General features: G+C 49.4%; 21 protein-coding genes. 9 read left to right on the forward strand and 12 right to left on the reverse strand.

Going from position 1 to position 18,344, the window contains the following annotated elements; genetic code table 11:
* Nucleotides 1-19: 19 nt before the first annotated feature.
* The 5 genes from GEV47_RS07780 to GEV47_RS07800 all read right to left on the reverse strand — a co-directional run bounded on the left by GEV47_RS07780 (nt 20) and on the right by GEV47_RS07800 (nt 4,899).
* Nucleotides 20-1,168 carry a VanZ family protein gene (locus GEV47_RS07780; RefSeq protein ID WP_153234162.1) on the reverse strand — a complete coding sequence of 383 codons (1,149 nt, stop codon included), beginning with the start codon at nt 1,166-1,168 and terminating at the stop codon, nt 20-22.
* A gap of 157 nt (nt 1,169-1,325) precedes the next feature.
* The gene (locus tag GEV47_RS07785) at nt 1,326-1,916 is read right to left on the reverse strand and encodes an ABC-type transport auxiliary lipoprotein family protein (protein ID WP_228124613.1); all 591 of its coding nucleotides are present in this window, start codon (nt 1,914-1,916) and stop codon (nt 1,326-1,328) included.
* A gap of 27 nt (nt 1,917-1,943) precedes the next feature.
* Nucleotides 1,944-2,909, reverse strand: coding sequence for an MlaD family protein (locus tag GEV47_RS07790; protein WP_153234164.1), 966 nt, complete (start codon nt 2,907-2,909; stop codon nt 1,944-1,946).
* A gap of 80 nt (nt 2,910-2,989) precedes the next feature.
* The gene (locus GEV47_RS07795; protein WP_153234165.1) at nt 2,990-3,772 is read right to left on the reverse strand and encodes an ABC transporter ATP-binding protein; all 783 of its coding nucleotides are present in this window, start codon (nt 3,770-3,772) and stop codon (nt 2,990-2,992) included.
* Entirely contained in the window at nt 3,772-4,899 is a 1,128-nt protein-coding gene (locus GEV47_RS07800) for an MlaE family ABC transporter permease (protein WP_153234166.1), read from the reverse strand. Before GEV47_RS07800 ends, GEV47_RS07795 begins: the two co-directional genes overlap by 1 nt.
* 187 nt (nt 4,900-5,086) lie before the next feature.
* On the opposite strand from GEV47_RS07800, the gene GEV47_RS07805 reads away from it, so the two are divergent.
* From GEV47_RS07805 to GEV47_RS07815, 3 genes are all read left to right on the forward strand, one after another.
* On the forward strand, nt 5,087-5,929 hold the full coding sequence (locus GEV47_RS07805; protein WP_153234167.1) for a biotin--[acetyl-CoA-carboxylase] ligase: 843 nt from the start codon (nt 5,087-5,089) through the stop codon (nt 5,927-5,929).
* A 5-nt stretch (nt 5,930-5,934) separates the two neighbouring features.
* Nucleotides 5,935-6,774 (forward strand): type III pantothenate kinase, encoded by an 840-nt coding sequence (locus GEV47_RS07810; protein ID WP_153234168.1) that lies wholly within the window; start codon nt 5,935-5,937, stop codon nt 6,772-6,774.
* Between the two features lie 66 nt (nt 6,775-6,840).
* Nucleotides 6,841-7,566, forward strand: a complete 726-nt coding sequence (locus tag GEV47_RS07815) for an SPOR domain-containing protein (RefSeq protein WP_194270610.1) — start codon at nt 6,841-6,843, stop codon at nt 7,564-7,566.
* Here the strand turns inward: GEV47_RS07815 and GEV47_RS19845 are convergent.
* Nucleotides 7,563-7,757, reverse strand: a complete 195-nt coding sequence (locus GEV47_RS19845) for a cysteine-rich CWC family protein (RefSeq protein WP_407646212.1) — start codon at nt 7,755-7,757, stop codon at nt 7,563-7,565. The genes GEV47_RS07815 and GEV47_RS19845 overlap by 4 nt on opposite strands.
* A 306-nt stretch (nt 7,758-8,063) precedes the next feature.
* On the opposite strand from GEV47_RS19845, the gene argB reads away from it, so the two are divergent.
* On the forward strand, nt 8,064-8,966 hold the full coding sequence (gene argB / locus GEV47_RS07820) for an acetylglutamate kinase (RefSeq protein WP_153234170.1): 903 nt from the start codon (nt 8,064-8,066) through the stop codon (nt 8,964-8,966).
* A gap of 96 nt (nt 8,967-9,062) precedes the next feature.
* Here the strand turns inward: argB and GEV47_RS07825 are convergent, their stop codons facing one another.
* Nucleotides 9,063-9,779: a pseudouridine synthase gene (locus GEV47_RS07825; RefSeq protein ID WP_153234171.1), complete on the reverse strand. Its 717-nt coding sequence runs from the start codon at nt 9,777-9,779 to the stop codon at nt 9,063-9,065.
* Nucleotides 9,780-10,041: 262 nt separating this feature from the next.
* Between GEV47_RS07825 and GEV47_RS07830 the strand changes: the two genes are divergently transcribed.
* Nucleotides 10,042-10,332: a hypothetical protein gene (locus tag GEV47_RS07830; RefSeq protein ID WP_153234172.1), complete on the forward strand. Its 291-nt coding sequence runs from the start codon at nt 10,042-10,044 to the stop codon at nt 10,330-10,332.
* A 28-nt stretch (nt 10,333-10,360) separates the two neighbouring features.
* Complete coding sequence (locus GEV47_RS07835; protein ID WP_153234173.1) at nt 10,361-10,900, forward strand: DUF1697 domain-containing protein; 540 nt, start codon at nt 10,361-10,363, stop codon at nt 10,898-10,900.
* A gap of 1 nt (nt 10,901) precedes the next feature.
* Here the strand turns inward: GEV47_RS07835 and GEV47_RS07840 are convergent, their stop codons facing one another.
* Nucleotides 10,902-11,405, reverse strand: coding sequence for a BON domain-containing protein (locus tag GEV47_RS07840; protein WP_153234174.1), 504 nt, complete (start codon nt 11,403-11,405; stop codon nt 10,902-10,904).
* 73 nt (nt 11,406-11,478) lie between these two features.
* Between GEV47_RS07840 and GEV47_RS07845 the strand changes: the two genes are divergently transcribed.
* The 3 genes from GEV47_RS07845 (at nt 11,479) to GEV47_RS07855 (ending at nt 14,799) form a co-directional block, all read left to right on the forward strand.
* Nucleotides 11,479-12,666 (forward strand): acyl-CoA dehydrogenase, encoded by a 1,188-nt coding sequence (locus GEV47_RS07845; protein WP_153234175.1) that lies wholly within the window; start codon nt 11,479-11,481, stop codon nt 12,664-12,666.
* Nucleotides 12,667-12,695: 29 nt separating this feature from the next.
* On the forward strand, nt 12,696-13,196 hold the full coding sequence (locus GEV47_RS07850; protein ID WP_153234176.1) for a GNAT family N-acetyltransferase: 501 nt from the start codon (nt 12,696-12,698) through the stop codon (nt 13,194-13,196).
* A 169-nt stretch (nt 13,197-13,365) separates the two neighbouring features.
* A complete protein-coding gene (locus GEV47_RS07855; RefSeq protein ID WP_153234177.1) occupies nt 13,366-14,799 on the forward strand; it encodes an NAD-dependent succinate-semialdehyde dehydrogenase in 1,434 nt (477 codons plus the stop codon).
* A 39-nt stretch (nt 14,800-14,838) separates the two neighbouring features.
* On the opposite strand, the gene GEV47_RS07860 is transcribed toward GEV47_RS07855, so the two are convergent.
* The 4 genes from GEV47_RS07860 to GEV47_RS07875 form a co-directional block, all read right to left on the reverse strand.
* Nucleotides 14,839-15,426, reverse strand: a complete 588-nt coding sequence (locus GEV47_RS07860; protein WP_153234178.1) for a DNA-3-methyladenine glycosylase I — start codon at nt 15,424-15,426, stop codon at nt 14,839-14,841.
* A 143-nt stretch (nt 15,427-15,569) separates the two neighbouring features.
* On the reverse strand, nt 15,570-16,889 hold the full coding sequence (gene guaD, locus GEV47_RS07865; RefSeq protein ID WP_153234179.1) for a guanine deaminase: 1,320 nt from the start codon (nt 16,887-16,889) through the stop codon (nt 15,570-15,572).
* Nucleotides 16,890-16,943: 54 nt separating this feature from the next.
* The gene (xdhC, locus tag GEV47_RS07870) at nt 16,944-18,044 is read right to left on the reverse strand and encodes a xanthine dehydrogenase accessory protein XdhC (RefSeq protein WP_153234180.1); all 1,101 of its coding nucleotides are present in this window, start codon (nt 18,042-18,044) and stop codon (nt 16,944-16,946) included.
* Nucleotides 18,041-18,322, reverse strand: a complete 282-nt coding sequence (locus tag GEV47_RS07875; RefSeq protein WP_153234181.1) for a hypothetical protein — start codon at nt 18,320-18,322, stop codon at nt 18,041-18,043. The genes xdhC and GEV47_RS07875 overlap by 4 nt, the downstream gene beginning before the upstream one ends.
* Between the last annotated feature and the right edge of the window lie 22 nt (nt 18,323-18,344).

Consider the following 18,344-nt stretch of genomic DNA (forward strand, 5'->3'; position numbering starts at 1 on the left):
CCATCATACATCGACATCGCTATTGTTTCAGAGACGGTTTCAGATTTGACTTCATGCTTTGCATGGGCTGCAACAAAAACCACAAGGCAAAAAATGGCCATAACAAAGCCAAAAATTGTGAAACGCCATAGAAATTCAAAAATTTCCCCAAATTCCAGGTTTGCAAGGTGGCCATGTAATAGGGATTATCCGGTATCACATTGACGACGATTAAACTGATCATTAACGCCAATACTGCCAGCCAGCGCTGTACCTGATGCGGGGAAAATGACAGTGCAGCCAACAGCAAGATGCCTATCAATAATCCAGTCAATGCGCCCGGCGTAAGCCAGACCAGGGCGTTTTCAGGTGTGAACAATAAAGCTGAGGCCATCGTTTTTATCAGTAAAGTCGCGGCCAGTAAAAGCGATACCAGAATAAATTTCGGCGCTTGTTTGCGCAGTACGATCAGCAACATCAAACCGGCCCCGATCAGGCCGCAAGCAGTGATGATGGTTTCAACCAGCCAGTATTGGGCGACGCTTAATTGCGCTTCGTTGGTAATCCAGCCGGAGATGCTAATCGGCTGTTCAAACCACTTGGATAACCAGGTTGACGTCATAGTGGAAAGTTGGCCAAAGCCAAACAGATGACTTAACGGCGTCAATTGCGCACACGGCCACAAAGCCACTATCACCATGCCACGGCTGGCATCACGATTAAACCAATATTCACGCAAGCGAAGAATTTTGCTATCGGCATCAAGCCATGATCGCAACTGTACGCCAATCACCGCACCGATCAAGGTACCAGCGCTGTTGGTAAGGAAATCAAGCTTGTCTGAAACCCGCGTCGGCAAATAGGTTTGCACCGCTTCCATCACACCAGAGTTAAGCATCCCGAACAAGGTTGCCAGCACTATCGCAATGACAAAATGCAAGCGGCGCGGCAACACCAGCACCGCCAGCAAACCCAAAGGCAAATAGCCTGCGACGTTAACCCAGACATCAAACACCGTCCAATAGTACGGTAGCCGGGCACTAAGAAAAGCAAAAGGGGAGATACCAAGATCACGCCAACCGATAAACGGATACCAGCTGGCGTAAATAATCAGCAGCCAATAAATCAAAAAGCTGATACGAACAAATGATGAAGAACGGTGCCGCGTGGGCAGTTTCGGGACTATCATTTTGGTCTAGCTAACTGCCAGGGTACTCAATAAAATTTATATTTACAGGACTTATGAAAATTGTCCTGGCAACTAATTTGCAAAAACCTGTCGCCGCAGACAGTACGAATGTACAACAAGTAGACACAACGCCGCCAGGGCGGCATTGCTTAAAACCCTATTTAGCCTTACTAACAGGCAAACTCGATAACCAGTCCAACACATCCGTAATCACCGCATCGTTAGCGATTGCAAATGCACGCGCGCCACCTTCGGCATCCGCTGTTGGTGTCGGCTCCTGACGACTAAAGGTTTTTTGCGCCACTAAATTGCGGCCATTAAACAGCGAAGCGCGCAGCGATACTTGCGCCACACTATGTGATGCTGAATCAAAGCTTTGACTGAAATCATCCATATCGATACGCAACAATGGAATATTTAATGCGCCATCCGACAACGCCACCACTGCACCACCAGCCTGGCCGATACGTGCTTTTAAACGCTGACTGAATAACTGTCCAGGTGTCATGCTCCAGCGCGTAGTGGCATATGGATGCGGTTGCAGGTCATTGGCATAGGCCAATCGATACATCATCATCGTGTTATCAAGCCAGGCTGGCGAATCAACGTCGGCCAGGCTGATGGCTGGCAGTACCTTGGTCGTAATGGCCGTGCTTGGCAATGGACCGAAGTCATATTGCGTCGGAGGTGTTATTTTGCTGGCACATCCAGCAAGAAATATGATGGCGATTGCAGCAAAAGTTTTCATGATGTTGTGCATGTTATACCTGTTTATTTATTTAGCAGGAGTAGAAGTAGCTGCAGGTGCCGCAAAGCCAGCTTCACCCGGTCCCGGAGGCAAACCTTTGGTACCAAAGATCAAGCTTTGTGGCTGCTGATTAAAATTGTCCACTGCCTGATTAACTCCCCGCATAGTCGTCCGCACTTCGCTCACGGCACCGGAAATCTTCGGCAGGGTTTCGAACTGCACATTATCAACAGCTGAACCGGCATTTTCTGCCACTGTACCAACATGGTTGATAACGCCATTGAGCTGCGCTATCGTCCCATTTGGCGCTTGTAAATTCTGACTCAATGCCGCCACACTTTTGCTCAACACATCAATCGATGCTAATGCCTTATTGAGCTGATCAGTCATCGCCGGCAACTTGTCTAAAGTAGGCTGCATCTGGTGCGGAATCGTTTGAAATTCATTTGCCGTTTTACTGACGTCACTAAACGCTGCGACCATTGTTTTTTGATTTTCCGGGTCCAGAAAGTTATTCAGCTTGGCCACCGTTGTCTCTGCTGATGCCAAAATCGCCGCACCTTTGCTTTGAAGATTATCAAACAAGCTAGGGCGTAATTCGATACGTGCCACCTTGTTAAGACTACTCACCAATCTGGTTGGTTGAGTGCCGTCATCGTCAAGCTGCACATAGGCGATACCGGTCACACCTTGATAGCCCAGCGTGCCATAAGTCGAATGGGTCATCGGCGTATCAGGATTGACTTTCAAACGGATTAATACTTGCCCCGGCGTGCTGGGATCAAATTTAATGCTGTCTACTTTGCCGACATCCAAACCGCGATAACGTACATCGGCTTGCGCATTCAAACCCGGCACCGATAACTTGGTAGCTATATCATATGGAACGCGCACCACACGGTCGCTGTTGAACCACATTACGCCGAGAATCGCCGCCGCCAATAAGACGATGGTGAACAATCCGGCCATCAGGGCATGTGCTTTATTTTCCATGGCTTATTTCCATAATTCGTTTCCTGGTCTCCTAAGTACGCTGCTTTACAACATTTAGGATAGACGCAATTGTTTTGTTGTTATCCAACAGTATGTTGTTCTTCTCGTGCCGAAAGGAAGAATTTTTCTATAAACGGATGTTTCACTTTCATCACGTTTTCCGGGGTGTCATAAGCAATCACGTGCTTGTCAGCCAACACCGCGATTTTGGTGCACATGGATAACAATGATTCCAGATCGTGCGTAATCATCACCACCGTCAAACGCATGTCTTTGTGCAGGGATAGAATCAGTTGCACAAAGGCTGCAGACGATGCCGGGTCGAGGCCGGCGGTTGGTTCGTCGAGAAACAGCAATTCTGGCTCCAGCGACAAGGCACGCGCCAGGGCAACCCGCTTAATCATACCGCCAGATAAATCCGACGGCATTTTTAATGCATGTTCCGGGCCGATGCCCGCCAGTTGCAATTTCAGCAAAGCTGCGTCTTTGATCAAATAATCCGGTAAAGCACGCAATTCACGCATCGGCAATGCCACATTATCAATGACTGTCAAAGCCGAAAACAATGCGCCCATCTGGAACAACATGCCCCAGCGGTTTTGCAACGCCATCATTTGATTGACATTGGCTTTACTCAAATCAGTACCGAATACGGTAACTTTACCGCGAGTTGGTCGATTTAAACCCAGAATTTGTCGCACCAGCGTGGTTTTACCAGAACCGGAACCGCCCACAAGACCGACGATTTCACCTGGCTCAACTGTCAGATCCAGATCCTGATGAATTACCGTCTCGCCAAATTGCGTCCACAGTTTTTCAATCTGAATGACAGGCTGCGCATGCGTGCTGTTTGTATCGGCCATCAGAACCCCACGCTACTAAAAATAATCGCAAACACTGCATCTGCCAGAATCACAATGGTAATCGCCGTCACGACCGAAGTAGTGGTGCCGTGACCTAAACTCTCGGTATTAGGTTCAATTCGCAACCCGAAATAACAGGCAACCAACGCAATCAAGCTACCAAATACCGCTCCTTTGCCCAAACCAATCAGATAATTTGGCAGAGGCACTGCACCCGGCAATTGTTGCAAAAAATAAGTCGGCGACAAGCCTAGCTGTACTTGAGCCGCAAACATGCCGCCTATCAGTGCCACCGCATCAGTCCAAATCACCAGTAGCGGCATCGCAATTAATAAGGCCAGTACGCGCGGCAAGATCAGGCGGAATCCATGCGGCAATCCCATCACTTCCATCGCGTCAAGTTCCTGTGTTACTCGCATCACGCCCAGCTGCGCGGTAATCGCTGAACCGGAACGGCCTGCCACCAAAATCGCAGCCAGCAACGGTCCCAACTCACGGATGATACTCATGCCCAAAATGTTAACCAGATAAACGTCACCGCCGAAAGTATGCAATTGTTGTGCCGACAGAAAGGACAGCACGACTCCAATCAAAAAACCGACAACGGCCGTAATTCCCAACGCTTGATATCCAGCGTGATAAATATTGGCGGAAATTTCTTTCCAAGGCGCGCGATGCGGCATTTTCAACATCCGCGCAAAATCCAGTATCAATTGCCCTATCAGTGTGATGAAGCCGGTCACATGTACATAGGCGGCACGCCAAAAATCATAAATGACCGTAAACAGTCTGCGACGCGGTGGCTTCGGCGGCAAAGCCAACGGTCCGGCATCGGCCAGGCGTTGGAAGAAATCTTGATGTTGTGGCGAAATCACCAGCTGGGCCGGACGCGCTTTACCCCAGACATCCCAGAGTAATTGCGCACCGATATGATCGATTCCAGTGATGCTGGACAAGTCCCAATGCAGCGACGACGGGGCATTTTTTGCGGCGACTTTCTTCAATTGCGCCAGCAATGAGCGCATCACCCCCGGCGGTGTGAAGGAATGCACTTGCCAGTTACCACTCACGGTAACTACGCCCTGAGCAATTGCCAGAGCGGGCAAAGAAGTGTCTGAATTTGGCATTGCGCAAGTTTAAATGAGAATTAGTGGAAAAGTGCACTTATGGTCAAATTACTTGTAAAAATGGTTATTTTTCTCACAAGCAAAAAACTTGCTAGTTGTTTGGCATCGCTTGAGCAATAAACGGCAATTCGCATAACCCCTCGTCAGCCCATTCCGTCTTAACCAGCATCCCGTTACAATGCGCACTATGACATCTCATCTCTCCGCAGAGCGCATCTTTGCCCTATCCGCAGTACAGCCCGACGACATCACGATTGAGGTTGTGACTGAGACCGGCTCAACCAATGCCGATTTATTAACACGGATTCAATCTGCTCCGACCGCAACCAAGCCCATTTTACGTATTGCAGAAAACCAAACCGCTGGTCGCGGTCGTGCCGGACGAGCTTGGCTATCAACTCCTGAGACCGCGTTGATGTTTTCTTTTGCATGGCCTTTCGCCCGATCTGTGCAAGATTTGGTGGGATTGCCGCTGGCGGTTGGCGCGACGATAGCAACAGCCATTACACATTTTTTAGGTAAGGATGTCGGGATTCGTCTGAAATGGCCGAATGACTTGATGCTGGACAGCAATAAATTAGGCGGCATCCTGATTGAAACCACCAGTACCACCAACGCCGCGGCCAAGATTGCTGGCGGTGCCGCCAAGAAACAAACCTGGGCAGTTATCGGTGTCGGCTTGAATCTGGCCGTTCCAGCTAGTTTGCAACAGGATATTGGTCGCAATATCGCCAATCTGCCCGCACCGGTTGATCTGGATCGTGATGCCCTCATGGCGGCATTACTATGCGATTTAATCCTAGCCTTACAAAGTTTTGAGCAACATGGATTACACGACTTTATTGGGCAATGGAATCAGCTCGATGCGTACGCCAATCAGGAAGTGAAGATTTTAGATCAGGAAAAAGTTGTGCATGAAGGTACTGCCTTGGGTATTGATCAGACCGGACGTTTATTGCTGCAAACAACAGATCAGCGCATCGCCATCATGGCTGGCGACATTTCACTACGCGTGAAAGTGTCGCAATGAAATCCATGAAAACAACATTGCCGACATTATTGATTGATGCTGGCAACACCCGTGTTAAATGGGCATTGCTGACATCTCATGTCGAGAATATCCAGGCATCGACTTCGATGTGGAGCACATCCGACTCCGTCACGCATGCAGAGATGGCAACATTGCAGGATCAATGGCGCGACCGGATAAACATCGATCACAAATTACACGTTCTGATCTCCAATGTCGCTGGCAAGACCATGCATGCGCAATTGGAATCTGCTTTAACCGCCGCCTTTGGCGACAATCTGGCGGTGACTTGGTTTGCCTCTGAAGCGCAGTTAGCCGGTATCCGTAATGCTTATCGCGACCCGACTCAATTAGGTTGCGACCGTTTTGCAACGGCGATTGCGGCGCATTATTTGTTTCCGCAACAAACTTTGTTAGTCGTCACTTGCGGCACAGCAACCACCATAGACGCCATCAGTGCTGAAGGCGTATTCATGGGCGGTATGATTTTGCCGGGGCTAGGCACGATGGCAACTTCGCTGGCGAGAAATACCGCGCAACTACCACGCATAACCGATTACGTCGGCATCGCAGCACATTTTGCGGACAATACGGATGATGCCATTGTCAGCGGCTGCATCGCCGCGCAAGTTGGTGCGATAAACCATGCCATCACACTGCAACAGGAGCACATGCTGCAAATGCCGCACATGTCTACCGACGACATCAAATGCATACTGTCCGGTGGCGGAGCGCCTTACATTGCACCGCATATGCTGCACGCATGTGAAATAGTCGATAATTTAGTGCTGACCGGATTGGCGCTGGTTGCCTCATCTCCTCAACATTCAGCTTCGAACGCCTGACTATAACCATTCACAATCACACCTCATCCCCAATCACTCATGTTGAAATATTTTTTCGGACTACTTTTGCTATTAAATATCGGGCTGTTTGCTTTGCAAAAAGGCTATTTCGATGGCATCTACAGTAACGGCAGAGAACCAGAGCGCATGTCGACGCAACTTGCCTCCGACAAAATCGTATTGTTAGCAAACATGCCCGAGCCATCAGTTGTTACGCCAACGGATACGCCCGCAGCAACACCGACCGCGCCGATTGCAGCGAAACCTGAGGTCGCAACGCCGACCAAACCCGCCGTGGCAAAACCTGCTGCGTCGCTGGCTGTGGTGTCTGCTTGTACGGAAATAGGAAATTTCAGTGCTGCTGAAGCACGCAAATTTGCCAGTCTGGTAGCCGAAAAAATACCTGCCATTACGGTCAATCGCCACGAAGCGCAAGACGTCAGCAGTTACATGGTGTATTTACCCTCGCTTGGCAGCAAAGAAGCAGCAGATAAAAAATCGGATGAACTACGCGGTCTGGGAATTAATGATTTTTTTGTCATTCAAGACAGCACAAGCAATTTGCGTTACGGCATATCACTCGGTATTTTCAAGACTTCTGAAAACGCAAACACACAGATTGCCAATCTGGCCAAGAAGGGCATCAGCGGCGCGCAAATCAGTCCGCGGAATAGCACTGGCAGCAACATCAAAGTCGCCTTCCAATTGCACTCTTTGACAGCAGCAGCGAAAACCGAATTCGATAGTATCAAAGCCAGTTTCCCGCAACAGGAAGTGCGTAGCTGTCATTAAGAGTGAGGTTGTGCCTGGTCTCGTAATAAATCCTGCAGACAGTCCGGGCAATAACAACCGGGCGGTTCAGTTGTGTGTAGCACTGTGGCTGGCAACGTTATCAACAACGGCACAGCATCGCACCAGCACGCCGCACAAGGCACTGCAGGTCCGCAAAAAAATGTTTTTCGGCAACTAGGGCACTGCTTCATGATGATAACTTTTGTATTGATTTACGACAGTGAAGCACTATTATGGGACGTCATCAACTTTGACGCATCAGCGATATAACAAAGCTGAACATTTCCATGTAAAATTCGGCACATTCGCCGCACATCTCTGCGCAATACATTAGGACTTACACAAAATTGCCCCAGCAAGGCATTCCGACGAAGACGGTACGAACGTACGGCCAGACGAAGTAACGCAGCTGGAGCAGTTTTGTGGAGGTCCTGTTATTGCACATTTATTACCGGTCACCTGTCCATCCCCTTTTAGACTTTCATGCAGGACACGCTATGCTCGACTTGACCGAAGAACTTGCCAAAATTGCGCCAGCAATAAAAGCCGGAATCCTGGCTGAGGCGTTGCCGTATATACGAAAATTTCACGGCAAAACCATTGTTATTAAATACGGCGGTAACGCCATGGTTGAAGAGCGCTTAAAACACGGCTTTGCGCGGGATGTGATTTTGCTGAAACTGGTCGGTATGAATCCGGTCGTAGTGCATGGCGGTGGTCCACAAATTGAGAATGCACTGAAAAAAATCGGCAAGCAAGGCACCTTCGTCCAAGGCATGCGCGTCACCGACGAAGAAACCATGGAAGTGGTCGAATGGGTGCTGGGCGGTGAAGTGCAGCAAGATATTGTGATGCTGATTAACCACTACGGCGGTCAGGCTGTGGGTTTGACTGGCAAAGATGGCGGCCTGATTCGCGCACGTCGCATGCAAATGCCGGATAAACAACATCCTGGCGAATTTTTGGATATCGGTTTCGTTGGTGAAATTGAAGCCATCAATCCTGCCGTCGTCAAAGCGTTGCAGGACGATGCCTTTATTCCTATCATTTCACCTATCGGTTTCGGTGTGGATGGCCAAGCCTACAACATTAATGCTGACGTTGTTGCCGGCAAAATTGCCGAAATTCTGCACGCAGAAAAGTTGATCATGATGACCAACATCGCTGGCGTACAGAACAAAAAAGGTGAGTTGCTGACCGATCTGACAGCCCGTGAAATCGACGAAATGTTTGAAGATGGCACCATCTCCGGCGGCATGCTGCCAAAGATTTCTTCCGCGCTCGACGCCGCTAAATCCGGTGTCAATGCAGTCCACATCATTGATGGTCGTATCGAACACTCATTGCTGCTGGAAGTGTTGAGTGAACAGTTCTTCGGTACGATGATTCGATCGCATTAATTCAGTCGTACCAAAGCACTGCATTAGTGCTTGATTAATACTCGCATGGTTCGCCGTCTTCATTCACGTGAAGACGGCGAAATTTTTAGTGCATCCTCAAGCTGGCACTAACAACGCCAGTTGTTCCGGCTCCAGATAACACCAATCCCCCTCATCCAGCGCCAATGCCGCCAAGGTCAAGCCACCAATCGCGGTGCGTTCCAAAGCCGTGCAGTGATTCCCAGCCGCGACCAGCATGCGTTTGACCTGGTGGTATTTGCCTTGCTCCAGCACGATTTCAATATGATGCGTATCGACCATTTTGCAGCTCACTGCAGCCAATGGCGCTGGCTCGTCGTTCAACTGCACACCGCTTAATAGCTGCGCAACCAGTTCAGGCGTGACAGGATCATGCGTAGTCGCCACATAGATTTTAGGGACATGACGTTTCGGTGACGATTGCGCGTGGATAAAGCTGCCGTCGTCCGACATCAATAACAAGCCTGTGGTGTCATGATCCAGACGGCCAACCGGTTGCAGATCACGCCAGGTAAATTCCTCCGGCAAGATCGTTAATACGCCGGGATGATGACTAGGTTTGCGCGAACATTCGATATTGGGCGGTTTATGTAGCGCGATATACACGTGTTCGCGGTACTGCCATTCCTCACCAAACAGCGTGAAAATCAAACCATCGGTTTCGATTTTTTCGCGGTAATCGTTAATCACCTCACCATTGATGGTGATTTCATCATCGACGATTAAGGTACGGCAGTATTTACGTGTGCCGATGCCTTGGGATTGCAAAATACGATCTAGTGTTAATTTACTCATCAGTTTTAATATAGGACTTACGCAATAAAAAGGTCGTTTGGAAAAGCGTAGCGCTTTCCGACAACAAGCAATACTTCACCCATCTTTGCATGATTTGGAAACCGCAACGACGGAAGGCGCTACGCTTTTCCGCGCTACTTTGTTGGGTTCCATGCACAAATCAGCAAGATACCTTACGTAAGAGTAAATTAGCGTAAATATTGCTTTGCAAAATAATGCTATTTTGATTAAATGCTCAGAAAAAATGAAACAGGATCATACAATGAAGCAGCAAATTATTCATATCTCGCCGCTACAAACGGCTAAAGTATTCGCCATTCTTTATTTTGTCATTTCGCTACCATTGATAGCGATCTTTTCGCTGCAGATAATGCTGTCGCCTGAGTCAGAAACGCCATACCCGGTTTTCTTCTTCATTTTATTGCCATTTATATATGCAATTTTCGGCTTTATTTTCACAATTACGGGTGCCTGGATATATAACCGTATCGCCCGTAGCTTTATCGGCGGCCTGGAATATACCACCAGAGAAGTTGAGAACAATAAAGAGTAAATAAACACGTCACGCAAAATTCCATGCCATGAAATATATCGCTTTCCTGCGCGCCATCAACGTCGGTGGTCACACCGTCAAGATGGAGCTGTTGCGCGAATTGTTTGAAACGATGGGCATGAAAAACGTGGAAACGTACATCGCCAGCGGTAATGTACTCTTCGAATCCACTCTAACGGCTGAAAAATGCCAGGCACAGATTGAAGCGCATCTGCATGCAGCATTAGGCTATGAAGTAGCGACTTTCGTCCGCACCAACGCAGAAGTAACGGCTATCGCCAAACAGCCATGCATGCAGAACTGGGGCAAAAATAGTGACAATGGCGCGCTCAACATCGCATTTCTGAAGCAAGCATTGAACAAAGATGCCAGCCAGGCCCTGATGCAATTTAAGACTGAGATAGATGACTTCTCCGTCCACGGTCGCGAAATCTATTGGCATTGCGCCGTCAAGCAAAGTGACTCCACTTTTTCCAACGCCCGTTTTGAAAAAACATTGAAACTGCAAAGCACTTTTCGTGGCGCCAATACAGTGTTGAAATTGGCGGCGAAATTTCAAACTGAGTAAATTACGGTTTCGGCATCACTGCATACGGCACATGCTCATCACCAATCTGCTTTACATTGACTATCACGCGCTCGACATCCGGCTCAGCACGTACAAACGCGTCTAGCACATCAGCCGTCACCGTCGTATCATCGGCGCATCCCTCCACCCAGACAAAACGACGCTGTACCGTAATCCACAAACTGCTACGAGAAAATCTCGGATCGTTCGCAAAATGTGCGGCGACTGATTTAGCGATGCCAGCATCGTACGCATAAGAATTGGGCTTGCTACATAAGCCTTGTAACCAGCAACTGGTTCCCCGTTCAAGACGCCAATGCGACTCCTGCTGCGCTTCCTCTTTTGTGGACATCGGCCCCAACGGCATGGGACAAGTTGGAATGTTGCTGCGTACCTGAATGAAGGGGTCGTTGTACCAGTTTTGCAAACTGGCATCCGCAAATGACAACGGTGCAGCAAGCACCATCATTATTGCCAGAAAAATTGGTTGATGTAAGGGCTTCATCTCAACATCCCTTTGGTCTGATCCGACTTCTATTGGTATCATGAAAATATATCAGCTCACCTATTTAAACATCATGGCAAGTTCCAAAGCACAATTCAACTGGTCAGATCCGTTATTGCTGGATCAACAACTCACCACCGAAGAACGCATGGTGCGCGACGCTGTGCGGGAATATGCGCAAGACAAACTCGCACCGCGCGTGTTGCAATCATTTCGTCATGAACAAACCGATCCGGCGATTTTCCGCGAGATGGGCGCGCTAGGTTTACTGGGTGCGACGATCCCGGCGCAATATGGCGGCGGCGGTTTGAATTACGTCTCTTATGGCTTAATTGCGCGTGAAGTCGAACGGGTCGATTCTGGCTATCGTTCAATGATGAGTGTCCAATCATCGCTGGTGATGCTACCAATTTATGCCTTTGGTTCGGAAGCACAGAAACAACAATATCTGCCGCGCTTAGCCAGCGGCGAATTGATCGGTTGCTTCGGCTTGACCGAACCCAACCACGGCTCCGATCCCGGTAGCATGATAACGCAGGCGAAAAAAATCGATGGTGGCTATCAACTCTCCGGCAGCAAAATGTGGATCACCAATGCGCCGATTGCCGATGTGTTTGTGGTGTGGGCAAAAACGGAAGATGGCATCATTCGTGGTTTCATTTTAGAAAAAGGCTGGAAAGGGTTATCGACCCCGACCATCCACGGCAAAGTCGGTTTGCGTACTTCCATCACAGGCGAAATCGTGATGGATGAGGTGTTCGTCCCGGAAGAAAACCTGCTACCGAATGTCAGTGGGCTGAAAGGGCCATTTACCTGCCTCGATTCGGCGCGTTTCGGTATCGCATGGGGCGCATTGGGAGCTGCAGAAGATTGCTGGCACCGGGCACGACAATATGTCATGGATCGTACGCAATTCAATCGACCGTTGGCGGCGAATCAATTGATACAGCTAAAACTAGTCAACATGCAAACTGAAATTACCTTGGGCTTGCAAGGCTGTTTGCGTTTAGGCCGAATGAAAGAAGAGGGCAGCGCCGCCGTCGAGATTACATCCATGATGAAACGCAACTCCTGCGGCAAAGCTTTGGAAGTCGCCCGACTGGCACGCGATATGTTGGGTGGTAACGGCATCTCTGACGAATACGGCGTGATTCGTCACATGGTAAATCTGGAAGTGGTCAACACTTACGAAGGTACGCATGATGTGCATGCCTTAATTTTAGGCAGGGCGCAAACTGGCATTGCGGCGTTTGCAAATTAATCCATTGGATAGAAATCGGATAGCAACCCATGTATCAAATCTCCCTGGCAAAAATCACCGATCTCGACGGAATCACTGATCTGCTGCAGGCCAATTCGCCCTCACAAAAGGGCGCGCTGACCGGCGAGTTCCCACGCGAAAAAGTCGCCATCATGGCTGCCAGCGGCTCGCCGGTGATCGTTGCGCGCAGAGATGCCAAAGTGGTTGGCGTGCTATTTACTTCCCCCAAAGAAAATCACACCGCGCCTTCAGTGCTAGCGATGCTCGCGGTGTGGCCGGGCGAACCTGATGCCTATGTCTACGGTCCGGTGTGCATCGCCGAGTCTGAGCGCGGCCGCGGCTTGCTGCCACAATTGTATGCAGAGCTACTGAAACATTGTGCTAACCGCGAAGCCGTGCTGTTCATTCGCAATGACAACATCGGTTCGCTGAAAGCCCATGAACGACTGAATATGCACAAAGTCGGGAGCTTCATTTTGGAAAATGATGATTACGCCATATTGAGCAATCGGAAAGTCTCAAACAAATAAATCATTGCCTTGCTTTATTGCGTGACATTGTCGGCAAGCGCCACGCTTGCCGCCTTAGCGGCACCGGCAGCTCCAGCAACGAATGGCGATGAAGTATAGAATTGTCGCCACCGCAGTTTTCACAATCTGCAGTCTTTCGCAATTTTCCCTGTTTCAAGAAAGCACCATCATGTACAAAGACGTATTGCTATTTATCGACGGCGAATGGCGCCCTAGCGTATCGGGCCGTACTTTGCCGGTATTTGATCCAGCCACCGATGCAGAAATCGGTCGAATTCCGCATGCCAATCAAGCAGACTTGGATGCCGCGTTAGCCGCTGCGCAACGCGGTTTTGAAATCTGGCGTAACACCAGTGCATTTGAACGTTCCAAAATCATGCGTAAAGCCGCTGAATTATTACGACAGCGCGCCCCTGAAATCGCCGAACTGATGACGCGTGAACAAGGCAAGCCTCTTGCCGAAGCCAAAGCAGAAACGCTGGCATCGGCCGACATCATTGACTGGTTTGCGGAGGAAAGCAAGCGCGCTTATGGTCGCATTATTCCCGCGCGTTCGGCAGGTGTACAGCAGATGGTCATCAAAGAGCCAGTCGGCCCGGTGGCGGCGTTTACGCCATGGAATTTCCCGATCAATCAAGTTGTACGCAAACTCTCGGCGGCATTAGCTGCGGGGTGCTCCATCATTGTCAAAGCCCCGGAAGAAACGCCTGCGTCACCGGCAGAATTGATTCGTGCTTATGCCGATGCTGGCGTACCTGCGGGCGTCATCAATCTGGTGTACGGCGTACCGGCCGAGATTTCGGAATATTTGATTCCGCATCCAGTGATACAAAAAATTTCCTTCACTGGCTCGACACCCGTCGGCAAGCACCTGGCCGCATTGGCCGGTCAACATATGAAAAGGGCGACAATGGAATTGGGCGGTCACGGTCCGGCCTTGATTTTTAACGATGCCGATATCGATACCGCCGTCAAGATTCTGGTTGCTGCCAAGTTCCGTAATGCCGGCCAGGTCTGCGTTTCGCCGACGCGCTTTATTGTGCAAAAAGATGTGTTTGAACGCTTTGTCGATAAATTCGTCACCGCTGCAAGTGCGCTCAAAGTCGGCAATGGTTTGGAGGCTGGCACCACGATGGGACCATTAGCCAATGACCGTCGTTTGGCGGCGATGGAAATCTTGACTGCAGATGCCGTCAAACTCGGCGCACAATTGCGCATCGGTGGCAAACGTATCGGCAATCAAGGTAATTTTTTCGAGCCGACCGTGCTGACCAATGTGCCTTTACAGGCACGCGCCATGACCGAAGAACCTTTCGGTCCGTTAGCACTGATCAATGCCTACGACACGGTCGATGAAATGATAGCTGAAGCCAATCGCTTGCCATATGGTTTGGCAGCTTACGCCTACACCAGCTCGCAAAAAACCGCACTCGCTGTATCCAGTCGCGTCGCTAGCGGCATGGTAAGCATTAACCACCATGGCTTAGGTTTGCCGGAAGTGCCGTTCGGCGGCATCAAGGATAGTGGTTACGGATCGGAGGGTGGCTCCGAAGCGATTGAAGCGTACTTGAATACCAAGTTCGTTTCGCAATTGGCGATATAAAGAGTCTTGGGACACGGCGTGCCGCCGTGTCCTGTTTTTCTATTTCCGCTTTCCCACTTTCGACGCATGTAAAAAGCACGTCGCCGGATGATCATTGACCATTCCTATGCCTTGCATATACGCATAGATAATCGTTGAACCAACAAACTTGAATCCACGTTTGAGCAAGTCTTTGGAAATTTGATCCGATAGCGCCGTTTTCGCTGGCATCGCATGTTTGTCTGACCACTTACCTAGCAGCGGCTTGCCACCCACGTACGCCCATAGATAAGCATCCAGGCTACCCACTTCATCGCACAAGCGCAAATACGCTTTGGCATTATTGATGGTCGCGGCGATTTTCAAACGGTTACGTACTATCCCCGCATTTGCCATCAACTCAGCAAATTTGTGCTCGTCGTACTGCGCAATTTTGCGCGCATCCCAGTTATCAAACGCCGCTCGATAGTTGACGCGTTTGTTAAGGATGGTTTCCCAACTCAGCCCCGCTTGCGCGCCTTCCAGATTGAGCATCTCAAACAAACGCACCTCATCGTGACAGGGAACACCCCATTCATGATCGTGATATTCAATATAAAGTGGGTTGGCTGGATTAGCCCAAGTGCAACGCTGGATGGTCTCTGTCATTTTTTATCGTATTACGGTGATTTGATGGAACACGATATTAACAAAAGTTGAGAATTATTTTCTTACTATGAAATTAAGCAAAAAAAATCCCCGCAAGCTTTGCAGGGATTTTTGAAAGATGCATGCGAGAGCAAAGGAAAAAATTAACGCTGATACACCTTCACACCAGCCGCATACGTCGCGTTGATGCTGCGATCATCTCCCAACATCGCCAATGCAAACAGTAATTCTTCCAGGCTTTCCGAGTGCCCGGTGCGACGCTCCAGTAGCGGCGTAGCTTGTGGATCGAGAATGATGAAATCGGCTTCTGCGCCTTTGACGAAATTACCGATCGTGCCTTCCAGTTGCATGCTGCGTGCACCACCCAGCGTTGCCATATAAAACATGCGCAATGCCGGCAAATAAGTACTGCCCAAACGCGCCATTTTGTAAGCGGCATTCATGGTTTGCAGCATGGAGAAACTAGTACCTCCGCCGACGTCAGTCGCCAAAGACAAAGGAACATGCAGTTCGTCAGCACGTGAAAAATTGAACAGGCCACTGCCTAAGAACATATTTGAGGTTGGACAAACCGAAACAGCCGATTTGGTTTCTGCCATGCGTTTGCGATCGCTGTCATCCAGATAAATACAGTGACCATACATAGAACGCGGGCGCAGCATGCCGTATTTGTCATATACATCCAGATAGCTGCGCGCTTCTGGAAACAGCGATTTAACCCATGCTACTTCATCGGTGTTTTCAGCAACGTGAGTCTGCAAATAAACGTCCGGGTATTTCTGCGCCAACTCACCAGCCAATTGCAATTGTGCGTCAGTCGATGTTGGCGCAAAACGCGGTGTAATCGCATACATCTGGCGACCTTTGTTATGCCAGCGCTCGATCAGCTCTTCGCTTTCGCGCACACCACCTTCGGCGGTATCGCGCAAAAATTCCGGGCAATTTCTATCCATCAGCACCTTCCCAGCTGCCATCCGCAAATTGCGTTTTGTACTTTCGTGGAAGAAGGCATGCACCGATTCTTGATGCACCGTGCAATACACCATCGCACTGGTCGTACCACAGCTAAGCAATTGGTCTAAAAAGAAATCCGCAACTTGTGCCGCATGTGCTCTGTCTTCAAATTTGCGTTCCGTCGGAAAAGTATATTTTTCCAGCCATGGCAACAAACCCGGTGATGGCGATGCGATCATGTCAGTCTGCGGATAATGCACGTGGGTATCAATGAAACCCGGCATGATGATCTTGCCGCGATAATCCAGTGGCATCACATCATGCGGCAATTTATCTTTCAAATGTTGATAGTCGCCGGCCGCGACAATATGACCGTCTTTAACAATTAACAAACCATCTTCATGCCAGGAGTAGGCATTTTCATGAAAAGCCGGGTCAGCCGTAAAGTGCAATACGCTGGCGCGGTAAGCTTGAACTTCTGGAACATGGTGATTGATATTGACTGACATGAAATTCTTTCTTTAATTTTTTGGAGCTTATTCAAAAATATTTTGAACTCACTCTCAAGTCTCAAATAAATTTTCTGATAGTTGTTGTGTATTTCTTTGCTGTTTTTTTGCGGCATCCTGTGCCAATAGTGCCGCGCTCGCAATCTGCTCCCACACTTGCAGCAACTGCGCCGTTACCGATGCCGCAATCACCGCTGGCTGTTTGCCAATGATGCCCGGCACGCCGATCGGACAGATCATATCTGCCAACCGCTCTTCAGAAATACCGCGCTCGTGCAAACGATGCTCAAATTGCATGCGCTTGGATTTGGATCCGATCAAACCAAACCACGCCACATCATCGCGTTTCAAGACCAATTCAGATAAACGTTGATCCAACGCGTGGTTATGCGTCATGACTAAAAAGCTGGAACCGGCAGGAGCCGTTTTCACCACGGCTTCAGGCACATCGGTGATTTCGATCAGCACATTAGCTGGCTGTAAAACCGGGAACAATTCTTCTCGTTCATCCACCCATACGACCCGGCAAGGTAAGTCGGCCAAGGCTTTGACAATGGCAGCACCAACATGACCGGCACCGAATAAAAATAATTGTGGTCGCGGCGCTAAACAACTATCAAGCAACCAACGCTGACCAAGCGTATCTTGCAGCACCATCGCACCATTCACAGACGATAAAAGCGGTAGCGATGGCAATTTTCCGGGGCCATGCAAACGTACGCCATTGTGGTCGCATAAAGTCGGCACTGCTGCAGTATCCAGGCTCAGCAAACGCCAGCTATCCTGTCCGCTACGCAGGCGTCCCTGCAAATAATTGAGATAATCAAGCGCTTGTGCATCAATTCGATCAAACGCCAGATGCACCACACCACCGCAACATTGCCCTAACGCCGGGCCAAGCGGGAAACGTTGCAAACGACGTTGCGCACCAATCGACGCCGTATCTTCCAGCAACATTTCACGGGCAATTTCGATGGCGCGATGTTCCAGATGGCCGCCACCTATGGTGTCAAATTGTGCCAAGGATGTGACCACCATTTTGGCACCTGGTTCCCGCGGGCCAGAACCTTCTACCTGCGCAACGCTAATCAGAATGGCATCGCCAGCCGATGGTTGTGCCATGATCGCGGTTAATGATTCCAGCCAGTTGCTCATTTCTTTTCCCATGTTGCGGACTGCGAATTATCTTTTGATTGCTCTTCAAATATATAGTTGACGAGCTGTTCCATCGTTTCAAAAAACGGTGCCAGAGACGGCCGTAACGTTATATGGCATCGGCTTCCAACTAAACGAAAAATATTTTTCACTTCATCCTGACTCAGATCGAAATCGCGGGTAAGAACAGTAGCCAAGGACATGCTATTAGCTTTATCGCCTTTAGAATGCAGCAAACTTTCTTTTATTCTGGATAAGATTTCATCTTTGCTTGCCATGATGATTTCTCCATCACCATAC

This window comes from Glaciimonas soli (assembly GCF_009497155.1).
Taxonomy (GTDB): Bacteria; Pseudomonadota; Gammaproteobacteria; order Burkholderiales; family Burkholderiaceae_D; genus Glaciimonas; species Glaciimonas soli.